We start from the raw sequence: 17,257 nt of genomic DNA on the forward strand, positions 1-17,257 counted from the left end.
ATGGCCCGTCTGCTACATCTTGAGTCGCGAGACGATCGACATCAGGATTTCAGCGAACTCTGCGCCGTCTCCGGCGCCATCAGCGTCGCGACGATCGTGATGATCGAGAGTGCGATGATGTAGACGGACACAGCCCAGTACGAGCCGGCCCACGCCAGCAGCCCGGCGGCAATCAGCGGCGAGAAGCCGCCGCTCAGCGCCGCCGCGACATTGGCGCCGAGCGAGGCTCCGCTGTAGCGCACCTGGGTGCGGAACAGCTCCGGCATGAACGCGGCCTTCGGCCCGAACAGCAGCGCATGGGTCAGCGTCATCGTGACGACAAGTGCCAGCGTGATCAGCGCCGGCTCCTTCGTATCGAGGAACCAGAACAACGGAAACGCCAACGCCACCGAGAACACGCCGCCAGCAAGGTATAGAGCCTTGCGGCCGAAGATGTCGGACAGCCAGCCGGCGAGCGGCAAGGTCGCGAACTCGACGAGGGCTGCATAGACCACGGCATCCAGGATCACCTGGCGCGGCAGCCCGAGTTTCGTCGTGGCATAGACCACGGTGAAGACGGTGAGGAGATAAGCAAGCCCGACCTCCGACACCGTGATGCCGATCGCCAGCAGGAAGCTGCGCCAGTCGCGGCGGAGCACTTCCAGCACCGGCTGCGCCAGCACCTCCTTGCGCTCGACCACCTCCTTGAAGTGCGGCGTCTCCGCAAGCTTGAGCCGCACGATGAAGCCGACACCGACGAGCAGGATGCTGATCAGGAACGGCACGCGCCAGCCCCAGCTCAGGAAATCGGCTTCGGGCAGCTTGGTCATCAAGCCGAAAATGCCGGTCGAAGCGGCAACACCGACGGGAAAGCCGATCTGCACCAGGCTGCCATAGAAGCCGCGGCGATTGCCGGCATGCTCGATCACCATGACGACCGCGCCGCTCCATTCGCCGCCCAGGCCGATGCCCTGGACGAAGCGCAGCACGATGAGCAGGATCGGCGCCCACACGCCGATCTGGCTGTAGGTCGGCAGGCAGCCGATCAGGAAGGTGCCGAGCCCCATCGCGATCATGGTCGCGACCAGCATGGTCTTGCGGCCGAGCCGGTCGCCGTAATGCCCGATGATGGCGCCGCCGATCGGCCGCGCCACGAAACCGACCGCATAGGTCGAGAACGCCGCCAGCGTGCCGACGAAGGGATCGAAGCTCGGGAAGAACAGCTTGTTGAAGACCAGCGCCGCCGCCGTGCCGTAGATCAGGAAGTCGTACCATTCGATGGCGGTGCCGAGCGCGCTCGCCCACACCACGTGCGCCGTCGTCGATTTCTCCGCCGCTACGGAGACTCCCGTTGCTGCCGTCATGCCCTGCCCCAGAGATTCCCGAGAGCATCATGGCCAATCGTGCCGAGGGTTGCAACCTGCAGGGGTGATGGCTCTCACAGGATAACAACGCGGGATTTTGTGCGCAGGTGTCGCAACATTCTTCGTTGCGAGGAGCTCTTGCGACGAAGCAACCAGGCTGCCTCCGTGGAGAAAGTCTGGATTGCTTCCGCCTTCGCCAAGGCTTCGGCGGACAAGTCGCTGCGCTCGCAATGACGGGTGCTGAAGCAGCGGTGCCCCTGTCGTCCGACCCGCCGAGAGGAACTCATCTCGACGCTGAATTCACGATTGACAAACTTATTTGCTTATATCTAATTTATCTCAAGAACAGCCAGCCGCGCCATGCGGCCAATAAAAGAGAGGAAATGACGATGAGAGGGCTTCTGGCCTGCGCCATGCTCGCGGCCATGACTTCGGCAGCCATGACCACAGTCGCCACCGCGCAAGTCTCCGACGACGCAGTGCGGATCGGCGTGCTGACGGATCTGTCGAGCTGGGGCCGCGACAACTCAGGGCCGGGCTCGGTCGAGGCCGCGAAAATGGCGGTGGAAGAATTCGGGCCGACAGTGCTCGGCAAGCCGATCGAGATCATCAGCGCCGATCACCAGATGAAGACCGACGTCGGCGTGCAGATCGTGCGCGGCTGGTTCGACAACGGCAAGGTCGACGCCGTCGTCGACATCCCCAATTCCGGCATCGCGATTGCCGTCCACAACATGGTGCGCGAGCGGGGCAAGGTCGCGCTGGTCTCCGGCCCCGGCGCAAGCTCGCTGACCGACGAGCTGTGCAGCCCGAACACCGTGCACTTCACCTACGATACCTATGCGCTGTCGAAGGTGACGGCCTCCGCCGTGATCAAGGAGGGTGGTAAGTCCTGGTACTTCATCACCGCGGACTACGCCTTCGGCCAGCAGCTCGAGAAGGACGCCACGCGCTTCGTCAACGAGATGGGCGGAAAGGTCCTGGGCGGCGTCAAGCATCCGACCAACACCGCGGACTTCTCCTCCTTCGCGCTCCAGGCGCAAAGCTCGAAATCCGACGTCGTCGCCTTCGCCAATGCCGGCCAGGACACCGACAACGCGATCAAGCAGTCAGGCGAGTTCGGCCTCGTCCAGGGCGGCCAGAAGCTCGTCGGCCTCTTGATGTTCGACACCGACGTGCACGCGATCGGCCTCAAGGCCGCGCAGGGCACCTACATGACCACGGCCTCGTACTGGGCCATGGACGAGGCAACCCGCGCCTGGTCGAAGAAGTTCTACGAGCGCACCAAGGTGATGCCGACCATGATCCAGACCGGCGTCTACGGCTCGGTGCTGCATTATCTCAAGGCCATCAAGGCGGCCGGCACCGACGATTCCGCCAAGGTGATGGCCAAGATGCGCGAGCTACCGATCGAGGATACATTCGTCCATGGCGGCAAGTTGCGCGAGGACGGCCGCGTCATCCGCGACATGTATCTCGCCAAGGTGAAGAAGCCCGAGCAGTCGAAGGAGCCGTGGGACTATCTGGACATCGTCAAGACCGTGAAGGGCGAGGACGCCTTCCGCCCGGTCTCCGAGTCCAAATGTCCGCTCCTGAAGAAGTGAGGCCAAGATGACCGGCAGCGAGCATAGCGCAATTGAAACTTACGAGTGCGATGTGCTCGTGGCCGGATCAGGCTGCTCCGGCATGTCGGCCGCGATCACCGCGCGCCATCGCGGCCTCGACGTGCTGATCGTCGAGAAGGAGCCGCGCTTTGGCGGCACCACCGCCCGCTCCGGCGGCTGGCTCTGGATTCCCGGCACCTCGCTGGCAAAGGCCTATGGCATCGCCGAGACGCCGGAGCAGGCCCGCACCTATTTGCGGCACGAGGCCGGCAACAATTACGACGCCGCGCGCGTCGATGCATTTCTCTCGGCCGGTCCCGAGGCCGTCGATTTCTTCACCACCAAGACCGCGCTCCGCTTCGACATGCCGCTGGTGTTTCCCGACTACCACGCCGAAGCACCCGGCGGCGCGCAAGGCGGGCGCTCCATGGTGACGCGCCCGTTCGACGGCCGCGAGCTCGGCGACCTCATCAAGACGCTGGGCATGCCGCTCCCCGAGCTGACCGTGTTCGGCATGATGCTCGGAAGCGGCAAGGAGATCATCCACTTCATGCGGGTGACGAAATCGCTGACCTCCGCGGTCTACGTCGCCAAGCGCTTGTCGCGTCACCTGATGGACGTGCTGCGCTACGGCCGCGGCATGACGTTGACCAACGGCAATGCGCTGGCCGGACGGCTGGCGAAATCCGCGCAGGATCTGAAGATTCCGATGTGGCTGTCCTCGCCGGTGCGCGAGCTGACGGTCGAGAACGGCGCGGTCACCGGCGCGATCGTTTCGCGCGAGGGACGCGAGGTGCGCGTCCGCGCGAGGCAAGGCGTCGTGCTGGCCTGCGGCGGCTTCCCGCATGACGTCGAACGGCGCAGAAAAATGTTTCCGCACGCACCGACCGGCAACGAGCATTTCTCGCCGGGGCCATCAGGCAATACCGGCGATGGATTGCGTCTTGCGGAGCGCGCCGGCGGACATGTCGAGGATCGTCTGCCGAACGCAGCGGCCTGGGTGCCGGTGTCGCTGACCACGCGCAAGGACGGCTCGAAAGGCGTGATGCCGCATTTCATCGACCGGGCCAAGCCGGGCGTAATCGCGGTGATGCGCGACGGCAAGCGCTTTGCCAACGAAGGCAATTCCTATCACGACTTCGTTCAGGCCATGATCAAGGCCGCCAAGCCCGGCGAGGAGATCGCCGCCTTCCTGGTCTGCGACCACCAAACGCTGCGCGAATACGGCCTCGGTTGCGTGCCGCCCTTCCCGATGCCGCTGGGTCATCACCTCGATACCGGCTATCTCATGCGCGGCGACACGCTGGAGGCGCTGGCGGCGAAGGCCGGCATCGATGCCAAGGCATTCGTCGAGACCGTCAGGCAGTTCAATGCCACCGCGCCGCAAGGCCACGATGTCGCTTTCGGCAAGGGCTCGAAGGCCTATAACCGCTACCAGGGCGATGCGCTGCACGGCCCGAACCCTTGCGTCGCGCCAATCGAGAACGGGCCGTTCTATGCCATCAAGATGGTGGTCGGCGACCTCGGCACCTATGCCGGCATCGTCACCGACGCGAACGCGCGGGCGCTCGATGCCGAGGGCCGGGTCATTCCCGGGCTCTATGCCGCCGGCAACGACATGGCGAGCATCATGGGCGGCAATTACCCGGGGGCCGGCATCACGCTTGGGCCGGCGCTGACCTTCGGCTACATTGCCGGCCGTCATCTCGCCGACAGCGCCGCCAAGCGCGACGCGGCGTAAGCCACGCCAGGAGGCGCATGAAGAGGGAAAGCCGCGGCATCCAGTCCATCGAGGTCGGCGGGGAGCTGCTCCGCGCGCTCGCAAGGTGCGGCGAGCCGATGATGCTGCGCGATCTCGCGCGCGAGGCCGGCATGTCGCCGGCCAAGGCGCACCCTTACCTCGCCAGCTTCTCCCGCATCGGGCTGATCGAGCAGGACGAGACCACCGGCCGCTACGAGATCGGCGCGCTGGCGCTGGAGCTGGGCCTGATCAGCCTGCGCCGCCTCTCCGGCGTGCGCATCGCAAGGCCGAAGATCGCCGCGCTCGCGAGCCAGATCGGACATGCGGTCTCACTGGCAGTCTGGGGAACGTACGGCCCGACCGTCGTCCAGCTCGAAGAGCCGGCCCAGCCGGTCCACATCGTGATGCGCGCGGGGTCGGTGATGGCGCTACTGGAGACGGCCACGGGCCGCGCCTTTGCGGCGTTCCTGCCGGAGAAGACCATCAACGCCGCGCTCGAAAGCGGCCTTGATCGTCACGGCGTCGGCTACAATCCGAAGCGGACCGTGAAGGGCGCGAAGATCGCCGAGATGCTGACGGAGGTCCGCAAGCACGGCCTCGCCCGCGCGCTCGGCGATCCCCTGCCCGGCGTCAATGCGTTCTCGGCGCCGGTGTTCGATCATTCCGGTCACGTCGCGCTGGTCATCACGGCGATGGGACCGGAAGGCACGTTCGATGCGCGCTGGGACAGCCCGATCGCGCATGCGTTGCGGGATTGTGCCGGCGGCATTTCGAAGCGGCTCGGCTATGGGATGACGGTTGCGGCGGAGTGAGGGCCTATTTCTCCTTCACCGGCACCGTGTAATTCAGGACCAGCCTTCCGCCATCCGGATAGATCGTCTGCCCCGTGATGTAGGACGCATCGTCGCTGGCGAGGAACGCGACGACAGAAGCCACCTCGCTCGGCTCGCCGCCGCGGCCGGCTGGCGTGCGGGACATCACGGTCTTGCGCGCGTCCTCGGAGGTGTAGATGGATGATGCCACCATGTCGGTCAGGATCGTGCCCGGTCCGACCGCGACGACGCGGATGTTGTGCGGGGCGAGCGCGACGGCGGCAACCGAGGTCAGCTGCTTCATACCGCCCTTGGACATCGCGTAGGTCGCCAGCGCCGGGATCGCCAGCAACGCGTTCACCGAGGACATGTTGATGATGACCCCGCCGCCGCCTTGCGCGATCATCTGCTTCGCCGCGGCCTGGACGCCGAAGAACGCGCCCTTCAGATTAATGCCGATGATCTCGTCGAATTCCTCCTCGGATATCTCCAAGATGTCCCGGTTGCGGGCGACGCCGGCATTGTTGACCATGATGTCGAGCCGGCCGAATTCCTTCACGGCGGTGGCGACGAGCTGGTCGACATCGGCGCGCTTGGCGACGTTGCCGACAACGGTGCGCAAGGCATCCGGATGTCCGAGCTCGGCCGCCGTCGCGGCGAGGCCCTCGGCATCGACATCCGAGATCACGACCTTGACGCCGTCATCCAAAAATCTCTTCGCGCAGGCCTTGCCGATGCCGCGCGCTGCGCCAGTGATGGCGGCGACCTTACCGGATAGCTTCATGGTCTCACTCCAGATAAGAGAACCTCAATTCGCCGCCGACTGCGTCGTCGCCGGCATGTAAATCTGCGCGTAGCCTTCCTTGATCGCGGCGGTGATGCGGTCGAGGCGGCGGTCGATGTGCTTTTCCAGCACGGAGACGCAAATCCCCTCGTCGCGCGCCTTGAGGCCTTCGACCACGGCGCGGTGCTCGCCTTGCGTGTTGGAGCGGTTGACGCGGTCCATGTCGATCCAGCGCACGAAGCGGATGCGGGCGTTGACGTTGCGCAGCACGCGCAGCATCTCGGCATTTTCAGACATCGCCATCAGCCGCTCGTGAAAGGTCTCGTCGAGCTCGACCTGCTCCAGCGAGGAGCGCTCGCCGGGATCGGGGCCGGTGGCTTCGAGGAACGTCAAGAGCGAGTCGATGTCTTCGTCCCTGGCGCGCTTGATGGCGAGGCGGATCGAGGCGATCTCGATCGACTTGCGCAGCTCGTAGAGATCGAAGATCTCGCGCGCGTCGAGCTCGCGGCAGAAGAAACCCTTGCCCGGCGTGAAGCGCAGGAAACCCTCGGTGTTGAGACGGTTCAGCGCCTCGCGCAGCGGGGTGCGGCTGACGCCGAGGCGTTTGGCCAGCTCGCCTTCGTTGAGCCGCTCGCCCGGTTTGAACGCGTAGCTCACGGCCATCGCCTTGAGTTGTTCATAGACACGATCAACGATGCTGTCGGAAGCCAGTTCCACGTTGCTCTTCATAGGTTGCATTTGCGCTCGAACACAGCCGAATATAGGGGGGACGCGGGCGCGATGGCAATGCGCGGGAGCAGAGCTAGCAGAAGTTGTTCAAGCCTTTGCGACGATCGGAATCACGCAAAGACGCGCGGGCGCAGTCCGGCGTGAAACCAGCTGATCATGGAATAGATGTCGTAGACCGGCAGGCCGACCTCGGCCTGAAGCGCTGCCGCATAAGGCGGCATGTTGGTGCATTCGAGCACGATCGCGCCGACATCGGGATTCTCAGCGACGAGCTCTTTGCCGGCCTCGACCACGTCGCGCTCGGCTTGCGCGATGTCCATGTCGTCCTTCTCGGCCTTGATCAGGACGCGGAAGAATTCCTTGCCGTTCTCGGTGCCGACCAGCGGCGTGTCGAGCGGTACCCCCGCGCCTTCGAGATGGGCCGGCGTCAAGGTCGAGCCCGACACCGTGACGAGGCCGACGCGCTTGCCCGGCGGCAGGGTCGCCTGCACCCACGGCACCTGCATCAGTGATGAGGTCGCAACGGGAACGCCGACCGCGGCGGCGATCTCCTTCTGGAACAGCGAGAGAAAGCCGCAATTGGTGGTGATGGCCTCGGCGCCGAGCCGGACCAGATCCTTGGCGGCATCGATGAAGTCGGGCAGCAGGCCCGCCGCGCCCTTCAGCACCACCTTCTCCGGCGAAGCCCCGCTCACCACGCGATAGAGCACGGGGAATGGCCAGGTCGTGCCGTTCCCCATGTCTCCGGGAATGCGGGGGAAGCGCGCCTCCAGCATCAAGATGCCGAGCGGCGCGCCATAGATGGCCTTGCCGCCACGAGCGATGCGGGAGGACGAGTTGGCTGAATGGGTCATGCTGCGACCTCAGAGGAAACGTTCAGGCGCAAACGGCGCCAGCGGAATCTCTGGCGCCTTGCCGCTGAGCAGCTGCGCGACCAGCCGCCCGGTACGGGCCGAACCAACCAGGCCGACATGGCCGTGGCCGAAGGCATAGACGATGTCGCGCGAGGCGCGCGCATAGCCGATGCAGGGACGCCCGTCGGGCATGCTCGGCCGATGCCCGAACCAGGTCTTGATGCGAGAGGCCGGAATATCCTTCGGCAGCTTTGGAAACATACTGATGAGGTGATTGCGCAAGATCTCGGCGCGCTTCCAGTTCGGCGCGGCCTCGAGGCCCGCGATCTCGACCGTGCCGGCGGCGCGCAGGCCCTTGTTGGTCCAGTTCACCACCATCTTGGCGTCGGATGCCATCATCGAGCTGCGCGGACCTGACTCCGGGTTCTCTATCATGACATGGTAGCCGCGCTCGGTCTCGAGCGGCAAGGGATCTCCGACCGATGCGGTGAGCTGCTTTGATCGGGCGCCGGCCGCGACGACGGCAGCATCACAGGCGATCTCGCCGGTCTCGGTAAGGACGGCCATGAGCTTGTCGCCATTCAACTTCAAGCCGGTCGCCTTGGCCCGCACATGCGTGACGCCGCTGGCGATCGCATGATTGGCAAGCGCCGCGACATAAGCACCGGGATCGCGGCAGCGCCCGGCCTCCTCCACCACCACGCCAAAGGTGTAGCGCGGATGCAGCTCAGGCTCGCGCTGACGCATCTCGTCGGCGTTGAGCTCCAGCCATTCGACGCCGACCTTCTTGCGCAGGCGCCAGCCGAGATCGTTGTCGAAATTGCCGCGCGACGGAAACACATGCATCACGCCGTTGCGCTCGATCAGTTCGGGCACGCCGGCCTCCTCCGCCAGCTTCCGGTGCAGCAGCGGCGCGTCCTTCAACAGGTCGCGCAGGGCAAACGCCGTTGTCTCGACGCGCGCCTCGGTCCAGCCCGAGAGCAGATATTTGATCAGCCAGGGCAGCGCCTTCGGCAAATACGACCAGCGGATCGCGAGCGGCCCGAGCGGGTCCATTAGATAGCCCGGCACCTTCTTCCAGATGCCCGGCTCCGCCGGCGGGATCACCGAATGCGACGACAGCCAGCCGGCATTGCCATAGCTCGCCGCCTGTTCGCCGCCGGGCTCGCCCGGATCGATCAGCGTGACGCGATGGCCCTCGCGCAGCGCCTCGATGGCGCTGATGACACCGACCGCGCCGGCTCCGATGATCGCAACATGGCGACCGGTCGTCATCGCCTAAGCCTTCACCGCGGGCGCAAAGTCCTTGCCGACCGAGATCGCGCGCGGGTCGATGATGCAGTGGAGGATCGACGGCTTGCCGGAGGCCAGCGCACGCTCGAACGCCGGCGCGAACTCTTCGGTGCGCTCAACGCGCTCGCCATGGCCGCCGAATGCCTTCGCGTACATTGCGAAATCAGGGTTCTTGAGCTGGGTGCCGACCACGCGGCCGGGATAGTCACGCTCCTGGTGCATGCGGATGGTGCCGTATTGCGAATTGTCGACCACGATCACGACCAGCGGCGCGTCATACTGCACGGCGGTCGCGAATTCCTGACCGTTCATCAGGAAGCAGCCGTCGCCGGCAAAGGCGACGACGGTGCGATCCGGATATTGCCGCTTGGCGAGAACTGCCGCCGGGACGCCGTAGCCCATCGAGCCCGAGGTCGGCGCCAGCTGCGCCGCAAAGCTGTGGAAGCGGTGATGGCGGTGGATCCAGCCGGCATAATTGCCGGCGCCGTTGCAGACGATCGCGTCCTTCGGCAGCCGGTCGCGCAGCCAGGTCATGACCTGGCCGTACTGGAACGTGCCCGGCAGCTCGCGGGCGTTCTCGGTCCAGGCGAGATAATCGGCGTGCGCCTTGGCGGCCTCGCCCTTCCAGGCCACCGCGCCTGATGGCTTGAGCGTCTCGACCGCGGCGGCGAACGCGGCGGGCGTCGCCTGGACCGCGAGCGCCGGCTGATAGACCCGGCCGAGCTCTTCGGAGCCCGGATGCACATGGATCAGCTTCTGCTGCGGGTTCGGGATATCGAGCAGTGTGTAGGACGAGGACGGCATCTCCGACATGCGGCCGCCGACGAGAAGGACGACATCGGCTTTGTCGATGCGCGCCTTCAGGCCCGGGCTCGGCCCGATGCCTAGATCGCCGGCATAGTGCGAATGGTCGGCATCGATCAGCGAGGCCCGGCGGAACGAGGTCGCGACCGGGAGGTCGAAGCGCTCGGCAAAGCGGGCGATGCTCTTGGTGGCCTCATCAGTCCAGCGCGAGCCGCCGAGGATGACGAGCGGCGCCTTGGCGCCGGCGAGCATGGCACCGAGCTTCTCGATATCCGCGGGCGCGGGCCAGCTCACGGCAGGCTCGATGCGCATGGCATCCGCAACGGCCGCGGTCTCGGTCAGCATGTTCTCCGGTAGCGAGATCACGACGGGACCGGGACGGCCCTGCATGGCGACGCGGAAGGCACGCGCCACCAGCTCCGGAATGCGATCGGGACGATCGATCTCGACCGCCCATTTCGCCATGGTACCGAACACCGCCTTGTAGTCGAGCTCCTGGAACGCCTCGCGCTCGCGCATGCCGGTGTCGACCTGGCCGACGAACAGGATCATCGGCGTCGAATCCTGCATCGCGATGTGGACGCCGTGGCTGGCGTTGGTGGCGCCGGGGCCGCGGGTGACGAAGCAGATGCCGGGCCGGCCCGTGAGCTTGCCATAGGCCTCCGCCATCATCGCCGCGCCGCCCTCGGCGCGGCAGATCATGACGTCGATCGGGCTGTCGTGCAGCGCATCGAGCGCGGCGAGATAGCTCTCGCCCGGCACGCAGGTGACGCGCTCGACGCCCTGGGCGACGAGCTGATCGATCAGGATCTGGCCCCCGGTGCGGGTGTTGCGGATGGTCATGACGGCTCCCTCAAGGCTCTGACGATCAAGGTTTGGGCGATGCGCCTCACCGCCTCTCGATCATTTGGTTCGACGCTGGCGTAGGACAGGCAGGTAGAGCGCGCAAGATCGAAAGGCTTTTCGCCCCCTGCGCAGGCGTCATGCCCGCCTTTGCCGTTTGCACGACCGCCCATTTGTCGGGCTTGGTGGAAGGATTGCGGTCGACATACTGGCGCCTGGGTGTCCCGGACGCGCCGCAACGCGCATAGCGCGTCGAAGGCGCGCGTGAACGCGCTTATGGCGTTGCTGCGCAGAGCCGGGACCCAGGGGCGGCACGGCGCGCGGCGACATGGGCCCCGGCTCTGCAGCGCACCACCCCGGACGATGCTGCGCATCGTCGGGCCGCTGCGCTGCGTCCGGGGCACGAGAGTTGCGAGTTTGGCGCGCTCTCTCCGCGTCATTGCGAGGAGCTCTTGCGACGAAGCAATCCAGAATCCCTTCGCGGAACGACTCTGGATTGCTTCCGCCTTCGCCGCCAGGCTTCGGCGGACAAGTCGCTGCGCTCGCAATGACGGAGCAAGGAGCGCCATCACGCTCCTTCGGAATCGCATCTCGATTCGCAGACATGCCTTCACCTTCTCGCGGCGCCTTTCGCCCGAGTTTTGCTGTCCGCTTCACGCCCTCTCCGAAGAAAAGGGCGCAGGGAAGGCCGGGTGCCGGCTGGCACCCGCAAGACCCCCGTGCGAAGACATTGCACACGCAATGCACGAGGGACACACAGGGCAGCCGATCATCCGGCCTTCCCTGCGCGATGGTCTGACGGCGTATGGCGCGCTCTCCCCGGAGACGAGTTCCTGCTTGCCTCCGTCACCCCGCGAATTGGCGGCGCGCTTCGCCCGGTCGGGCTCGGCGCACCTCCGCAAGGCTTGGCTGTAGCAACGACAGCCAGGACCACGCGATTTGGCCGTACGCATCAGCGCCGCTCGTCCGCACGAAGCCTGAACCTCACGGGGTTCATCCCGCCCTGCTCCCGCCTCTCGTGCACGACGCTGCTTGCGTCCACCGCTCCCCGATCCGCGGTTCGTGACGACGTACGACCGCCCCTTGTGCCGGATCAGGATAGGCGACACATACGCCGAACCCGAATTTCGGTAAAGTGGAATATTTTTGCGAGCGGCGATTGACAGAGGGCGACACAGGACGATGGCGTGGCCCGGATGGAGCGCCAGCGTAATCCGGGATGGTGTGAGATGCCGGGCGAAGGCCCCGGGTTACGCTAACGCTCCATCAGGGCTACGAGCGCTGAAATAATTAGGCCTGACGGTGCATTAAGCCGCAATCAAGCGATGGCTACCGCGCTTCGACGTCTTCGTTTACGATCCGGCCGAACCACATCGTCGAGGACACCGGAATGCAAACCATCGGTCTGATCGGGGGCATGAGCTGGGAGAGCACGGCGCTCTACTACAAGCTCATCAATGAGCGGGTCCGCGACCGCATCGGCAAGCTGCATTCGGCTCCACTGTTGCTGTATTCCTACGATTTCGAAGAGATCAAGCAGATGCAATACGCGGGTCGCTGGAGCGAGGCGGCGGCCAGCCTGGCGGAGGTCGCGCGGCGCCTTGAGGGCGCCGGCGCGCGGGCGATCGTGCTGTGCACGAACACGATGCACAAGCTGGCGCCCGACATCATCTCCAGCGTGACCGTTCCGTTCATCCATCTTGGCGACGCGACGGCCAAGCGGATCCGGGCGAAAGGATATCGGCGGGTCGGGCCGCTCGGCACCAAGTTCACGATGGAGGAGGACTTCTACATCGACCGGCTGCGCGCGCATGATCTCGAAGTGCTGGTTCCTCCCACTGAGGCCCGCGCCGACGTGAACCGCATCATCTACGATGAGCTGTGCCTTGGGGTTGTCGCCGATCCCTCGCGCCGCCGCTACCAGGAGGTGATGGCAGCGCTGGTCGCCGCCGGCGCCGAGTGCATCATCCTCGGCTGCACCGAGATCACGATGCTGGTCGGCCCTGACGACACATCAGTGGAGACGTTCGACACCACGGCCATTCACGCCGAGACGGCGGCAGATTTCGCCATCGGGTGATGCGATGTCGGCCGTCGCCGAGCCCGCCTCTATCACCGATGCTCGATCGCGCGGATCGCGCCGCGAAGCTCGGCGAGACCGCGCAGGCGGCCGATCGCGGTGTAGCCGGGATTGGTGCGTTTGGTCGCCGCGAGATCGTCGAGCATGCGGTGACCATGGTCGGGACGGAACACGATCTGCTTGTCGGGCGAACGCTTGGCGTTCTCCTTGAGCAACGCCTTGAGCACCGCGACCATGTCGACGTCACCGTCGAGATGATCGGATTCGTAGAACGACAGCCCGTCGGCCTCGCGCTTGGTGGCGCGGAGATGCGCGAACGCAATACGCGGGCCGAAGCGTTCGGCCATTTCGGGCAGATTGTTCTCAGCCCGCACGCCGAGCGAGCCCGTGCACAGGCAGATGCCGTTGGCCTTCGACGGTACGGCGTCGAATAGCGCCTGATAATCGTCGGCTGAGGAGGCAATGCGCGGCAGGCCGAACAGCGGCCTCGGCGGATCGTCCGGATGCAGCGTCAAGGATACCCCGAGTTGCTCGGCCACCGGCGTCACACGCCCGAGGAATTCGGCGAGATGCTGCCGCAGGATTTTTGGCGTGATGTCGCGATAGGTCTCCAGCCGGTCGCGGAATTGCGGGATCGTCATCGGCTCGGTGGTCGAGCCCGGCAGCGCGCTGGCGATGACCATAGCGAGATAGTCGATATCGGCCGGGCTCATCTTCTCGAACAGCGTTTTCGCACGCGCCTGCTGCTCGGGCGAATACTCCTGCACCGCGGCCGGCCGCTTGAGGATATGCAGCTCGAAGGCGGCAAAGCGGTCCTGGTCGAAGCGCATGGCGCGGGCGCCGTTCGGCAGCCCCCATTCCAGGTCAGTGCGGCACCAGTCGACCACAGGCATGAAATTGTAGCAGATGATCTTGATGCCAGAGGCCGCGACAGCTTCGAGGCTCGCGATCCAGGCCTCGATCGACTTGGTCGCCTTGCCGCCGAGCCGCTTGACGTCGTCGGGGATCGGAATTGATTCAACCACCGACCAGGTCAGCTGCGAGCGGCCGGGCTGGCCGCGCTCGATGAAGTTCTTGCGCTCCTCGACCGCCTTGCGCGTCCAGGCTTCGCCGATCGGCACCTGATGCAGCGCCGAGACGATGTCGGTCGCCCCGGCCTGCCTGACATCGTCGAGCGAGACCGGGTCATCCGGCCCGTACCAGCGCCAACCTTCGAGCATCATGTGCAATCTCCGATCAGTTCGCGGTCAGCACGACCTTGACGCTCTGCGAGCGGTCGAGCGCCAGCCTGAGCGCATCGGGCGCGGTCGACAGGGGACGCTCGGCGGTGACCAGCGACAGCACGTCGACGCTGCCATTGGAGATCAGTTCCACCGCAGTCATGAATTCGAAGCCGAAGCGGAACGAGCCGCGCAGGTCGATCTCCTTCGCCATCACCGCATTCGACGGCGTCGGGATCTGGCCGCCCGGCAGATTGCCGATCTGCACCACCACGCCGCCGCGCCTGACGATGCCAATGGCGCTCACAAGGCCCGCCGCCGTGCCTGAGACTTCAAACGCAACGTCGTAGGGACGCGACGCGGCCTGCGCCTTCAGACCCTCCTCGCCGGCCGAGACGTTCTCGACATGCGAAGCGCCGAGCTTGGTCGCAAAAGCCAGCGGTGCCGGCGCGATGTCGGCGACCGTCACATCGGCCATGCCGGCGCGGCGCGCGGCGAGCATGGTCAGAAGCCCGATCGGGCCGGCACCGAAGATGATGCCGCGCTTGCCCTCGATATTGCCGGCGCGCGCAACCGCGTGCAGGCAGACCGAAAGCGGCTCCGCCAGCGCTGCGGCCTGGTAGGACACATGGTCGGGAATCTTCACGCACTGCGCCGGGATCGCGTCGAAGTAATTGGCGAAACCGCCCTGCATGTGCGGCGTCTTCGAGGCCGAGCCCATGAAGTAGATGTTCTCGCACAGGTTCGGCCGGCCTTCGCGGCAGGCAACGCAATGGCCGCACCAGCGCGACGGATTGACGGCGACGCGGTCGCCGACCTTCAGGTTCACGGCAGGACCTGCGATCTCCACGACCTCGCCCGAGATCTCGTGGCCGAGCACCAGCGGCGACTTCACCACGAAATCGCCGGTGCGGGCATGGCGGAAATAGTGCATGTCCGAGCCGCAGATGCCGCCGGCGCCGAAGCGGATGCGCACCATGCCGTCCGCGAGCTTGTCGAGCGGATGCTCGACCATGCGCAGATCTTCGGGCCCGAACAGGGTAGCGGCGAGAGCGGTCGAGGTCATTTGGAAAGTCCCATGTATTTTGGCAGCCAGAGGGTCAGTTCGGGGATGTAGGTGATCGCGATCAGCGCGAGCATCAGCGGCACCAGCCAGGGCAGAATCGCGACCGTGGTGCGCTCGACCGAGAGTTTTGCCACGCGGGCGAGCACGAACAGCACCATGCCGAGCGGCGGATGCAACAGGCCGATCATCAGGTTCAGCGTCATGATCAGGCCGAAATGGATCGGGTCGATGCCGAGCTTGAGCACGATCGGCAGCAGGATCGGCACCAGGATGGTGATCGCCGCCGTGGTGTCGATGAAGCAGCCGACGAACAGGATCAGGATATTGGCGAGCGCCAAAAACACCCATTTGTTGTGGGTGACGCTGAGCATCCAGTCCGACAGCGTCTGCGCCGCCTGCGACACCGTCAGCAGCCAGGCGAAGATCGAGGCTGCGGTGACGATGAACAGCACCGAGGCCGTGGTCTCGATGGTGTCGAACGTCGCCTTCGCCACCGTCTGCAGCGTCATGGTGCGGTAGCGGACGAGACCGAGGAACAGCGACCAGATCACGGCGGCGACCGCGGCTTCCGTCGGCGTGAACCAGCCGAGCGTCATGCCGCCGATCAGGATCACCGGCGCCATCAACGCCATCACCGCCGAGAAGTCGAAGTACCAGTCGATCGCCAGCAACGTGCCGAGGCCGATCACCACGGCGACGTTGACCGAGAGGCCGGCCAGCACCATCAGCCAGATCGCCATCGGGAAAGACAGCACGATGAGGATCTCGAGCCCGGCCGAGCCGAGCTGCGGCCAGGAGAACGGCGTGTCGCTGCCCCATTTGTTCTTGTGCGCGAAATAGGTGACCGTCGCCATCATGAACAGCGTCAACACGACGCCCGGAACGACGCCGCCGAGGAACAGCGCGCCGATCGAGACGTTCGCCATCATGCCGTAGATCACGAAGGGCAGCGACGGCGGGATGATCGGCCCGAGCGTCGCCGAAGCCGCGGTGACGCCGACCGAGAACTCGGTGGAGTAGCCGTGGTCCTTCATCGCCTTGATCTCGATGGTGCCGAGACCGGCGGCGTCCGCGATCGCGGTGCCGGACATTCCGGAGAAGATCACCGAGCCGATGATGTTGACGTGGCCGAGGCCGCCGCGCATCCAGCCGACCAGGGCCACCGCGAACTTATAGATGCGGCCGGTGACGCCGGCGATGTTCATGAGATTGCCGGCCAGGATGAAGAACGGCACGGCGAGCAGCGGAAAGCTCTCGACGCCGGCGATCATGCGCTGCGCCAGCGTGACGTCGGGCGTCACGCCGCTGACCAGGATGTAGAGCAGCGACGACGCGGCCATGGCGATCGCCACGGGAACGCCGAGCAGCATCAGGATGAGAAAGCCTCCGAGCAACAGCAGCATGATGTCAAATCTCCGATCCGTCGTAGGCGCCGGGTCGTTCGAGGACCGAGTAGCCTTGCCGCCAGTGTTGCAGCGCCGCCTGCACCGAGCGCAGGAACATCAGCACGAAGCCGAGCAGCACGGCGTAATAGACGTAGTTCTTGGGAAAATTGATCGTCGTCATCTGCTCGTCGCCGATGATCTGGATGTAGACCCAGACCAGCTTGATGGCGTAGCCGAAGAAGGCGATCCGGATCAGGTCGATCACCGTCGACAGCGCGCGCGCCACGAGGTGCGGCAGATAGCGGTAGACGAGGTCGACCTGGATGTGCCGCGACAGCCGCACGCACATCGAGGCGCCGATGAAGACCACGCCGATCAGGCAATAGGTCGCGATCTCCTCGGTCCAGGCGTAGCTGTCGTTGAGCACGTAGCGGGTGAAGAACTGGAGGAAGACGGCGAGCGCCATCACCCAGAAGATCGCGAGCGCCACCCAGTCCTCGAACGCGTAGATGCCGAGGTCGACCTTCGGCGTCGCCTCCTCCTCGAAGGTATGGGCGATCTCGTCCGCGGTGATCTGCCGGTGTATTTCGGCGGTGGACATGGGTTGCTCCTCAAATCTCTCGATCGTCATTCCGGGGCGGCTCGAAGAGCCGAACCCGGAATCTCGAGGTTCCGGATTCGACGCTTACGCGTCGCTCC

14 protein-coding genes are annotated in these 17,257 nt (G+C 65.4%); 4 read left to right on the forward strand and 10 right to left on the reverse strand.

Annotated features, from left to right (window positions below; translation table 11 throughout):
• Positions 1 to 41: 41 nt before the first annotated feature.
• Positions 42 to 1,343: an MFS transporter gene (locus tag RAD04_RS07130; RefSeq protein ID WP_461623208.1), complete on the reverse strand. Its 1,302-nt coding sequence runs from the start codon at positions 1,341 to 1,343 to the stop codon at positions 42 to 44.
• A 389-nt stretch (positions 1,344 to 1,732) separates the two neighbouring features.
• Here RAD04_RS07130 and RAD04_RS07135 point away from each other — a divergent pair, with 389 nt between their 5' ends.
• From RAD04_RS07135 to RAD04_RS07145, 3 genes are read left to right on the forward strand one after another with little or no spacing between them, the layout of a single operon-like run.
• Positions 1,733 to 2,947, forward strand: a complete 1,215-nt coding sequence (locus RAD04_RS07135) for an ABC transporter substrate-binding protein (protein WP_461623209.1) — start codon at positions 1,733 to 1,735, stop codon at positions 2,945 to 2,947.
• Positions 2,948 to 2,954: 7 nt separating this feature from the next.
• Complete coding sequence (locus RAD04_RS07140; RefSeq protein WP_461623210.1) at positions 2,955 to 4,688, forward strand: FAD-dependent oxidoreductase; 1,734 nt, start codon at positions 2,955 to 2,957, stop codon at positions 4,686 to 4,688.
• A 17-nt stretch (positions 4,689 to 4,705) separates the two neighbouring features.
• Positions 4,706 to 5,500 carry an IclR family transcriptional regulator gene (locus RAD04_RS07145; RefSeq protein ID WP_461623211.1) on the forward strand — a complete coding sequence of 265 codons (795 nt, stop codon included), beginning with the start codon at positions 4,706 to 4,708 and terminating at the stop codon, positions 5,498 to 5,500.
• A 4-nt stretch (positions 5,501 to 5,504) separates the two neighbouring features.
• Here the strand turns inward: RAD04_RS07145 and RAD04_RS07150 are convergent, their stop codons facing one another.
• From RAD04_RS07150 to RAD04_RS07170, 5 genes are all read right to left on the reverse strand, one after another.
• Positions 5,505 to 6,284: an SDR family NAD(P)-dependent oxidoreductase gene (locus RAD04_RS07150; RefSeq protein ID WP_461623212.1), complete on the reverse strand. Its 780-nt coding sequence runs from the start codon at positions 6,282 to 6,284 to the stop codon at positions 5,505 to 5,507.
• Between the two features lie 24 nt (positions 6,285 to 6,308).
• Entirely contained in the window at positions 6,309 to 7,001 is a 693-nt protein-coding gene (locus tag RAD04_RS07155) for a GntR family transcriptional regulator (protein WP_461623213.1), read from the reverse strand.
• Positions 7,002 to 7,123: 122 nt separating this feature from the next.
• A complete protein-coding gene (locus tag RAD04_RS07160) occupies positions 7,124 to 7,867 on the reverse strand; it encodes an aspartate/glutamate racemase family protein (protein ID WP_461623214.1) in 744 nt (247 codons plus the stop codon).
• Positions 7,868 to 7,876: 9 nt separating this feature from the next.
• Complete coding sequence (locus RAD04_RS07165) at positions 7,877 to 9,142, reverse strand: NAD(P)/FAD-dependent oxidoreductase (RefSeq protein WP_461623215.1); 1,266 nt, start codon at positions 9,140 to 9,142, stop codon at positions 7,877 to 7,879.
• Positions 9,143 to 9,145: 3 nt separating this feature from the next.
• Positions 9,146 to 10,807 (reverse strand): thiamine pyrophosphate-binding protein, encoded by a 1,662-nt coding sequence (locus RAD04_RS07170; RefSeq protein WP_461623216.1) that lies wholly within the window; start codon positions 10,805 to 10,807, stop codon positions 9,146 to 9,148.
• A gap of 1,390 nt (positions 10,808 to 12,197) precedes the next feature.
• Between RAD04_RS07170 and RAD04_RS07175 the strand changes: the two genes are divergently transcribed.
• Entirely contained in the window at positions 12,198 to 12,887 is a 690-nt protein-coding gene (locus RAD04_RS07175) for an aspartate/glutamate racemase family protein (RefSeq protein ID WP_461623217.1), read from the forward strand.
• Positions 12,888 to 12,919: 32 nt separating this feature from the next.
• On the opposite strand, the gene uxuA is transcribed toward RAD04_RS07175, so the two are convergent.
• The 4 genes from uxuA to RAD04_RS07195 are packed head-to-tail and all read right to left on the reverse strand — an operon-like array spanning position 12,920 to position 17,159.
• Positions 12,920 to 14,107 (reverse strand): mannonate dehydratase, encoded by a 1,188-nt coding sequence (gene uxuA, locus RAD04_RS07180; protein WP_461623653.1) that lies wholly within the window; start codon positions 14,105 to 14,107, stop codon positions 12,920 to 12,922.
• 16 nt (positions 14,108 to 14,123) lie between these two features.
• Complete coding sequence (locus RAD04_RS07185; protein WP_461623218.1) at positions 14,124 to 15,173, reverse strand: L-idonate 5-dehydrogenase; 1,050 nt, start codon at positions 15,171 to 15,173, stop codon at positions 14,124 to 14,126.
• Positions 15,170 to 16,576, reverse strand: coding sequence for a TRAP transporter large permease (locus tag RAD04_RS07190; protein WP_461623219.1), 1,407 nt, complete (start codon positions 16,574 to 16,576; stop codon positions 15,170 to 15,172). The genes RAD04_RS07185 and RAD04_RS07190 overlap by 4 nt, the downstream gene beginning before the upstream one ends.
• Positions 16,577 to 16,580: 4 nt before the next feature.
• Entirely contained in the window at positions 16,581 to 17,159 is a 579-nt protein-coding gene (locus RAD04_RS07195) for a TRAP transporter small permease (RefSeq protein ID WP_018318479.1), read from the reverse strand.
• Between the last annotated feature and the right edge of the window lie 98 nt (positions 17,160 to 17,257).

The sequence above is a fragment of the Bradyrhizobium sp. 25ACV genome, from assembly GCF_054863005.1.

Coding starts and splice junctions, on each gene's coding strand:
- RAD04_RS07130 (WP_461623208.1), bottom strand. CDS start 1,343: ATGACGGCAGCAACGGGAGTCTCCGTAGCGGCGGAGAAATCGACGACG.
- RAD04_RS07135 (WP_461623209.1), top strand. CDS start 1,733: ATGAGAGGGCTTCTGGCCTGCGCCATGCTCGCGGCCATGACTTCGGCA.
- RAD04_RS07140 (WP_461623210.1), top strand. CDS start 2,955: ATGACCGGCAGCGAGCATAGCGCAATTGAAACTTACGAGTGCGATGTG.
- RAD04_RS07145 (WP_461623211.1), top strand. CDS start 4,706: ATGAAGAGGGAAAGCCGCGGCATCCAGTCCATCGAGGTCGGCGGGGAG.
- RAD04_RS07150 (WP_461623212.1), bottom strand. CDS start 6,284: ATGAAGCTATCCGGTAAGGTCGCCGCCATCACTGGCGCAGCGCGCGGC.
- RAD04_RS07160 (WP_461623214.1), bottom strand. CDS start 7,867: ATGACCCATTCAGCCAACTCGTCCTCCCGCATCGCTCGTGGCGGCAAG.
- RAD04_RS07165 (WP_461623215.1), bottom strand. CDS start 9,142: ATGACGACCGGTCGCCATGTTGCGATCATCGGAGCCGGCGCGGTCGGT.
- RAD04_RS07170 (WP_461623216.1), bottom strand. CDS start 10,807: ATGACCATCCGCAACACCCGCACCGGGGGCCAGATCCTGATCGATCAG.
- RAD04_RS07175 (WP_461623217.1), top strand. CDS start 12,198: ATGCAAACCATCGGTCTGATCGGGGGCATGAGCTGGGAGAGCACGGCG.
- uxuA (WP_461623653.1), bottom strand. CDS start 14,107: ATGCTCGAAGGTTGGCGCTGGTACGGGCCGGATGACCCGGTCTCGCTC.
- RAD04_RS07185 (WP_461623218.1), bottom strand. CDS start 15,173: ATGACCTCGACCGCTCTCGCCGCTACCCTGTTCGGGCCCGAAGATCTG.
- RAD04_RS07190 (WP_461623219.1), bottom strand. CDS start 16,576: ATGCTGCTGTTGCTCGGAGGCTTTCTCATCCTGATGCTGCTCGGCGTT.
- RAD04_RS07195 (WP_018318479.1), bottom strand. CDS start 17,159: ATGTCCACCGCCGAAATACACCGGCAGATCACCGCGGACGAGATCGCC.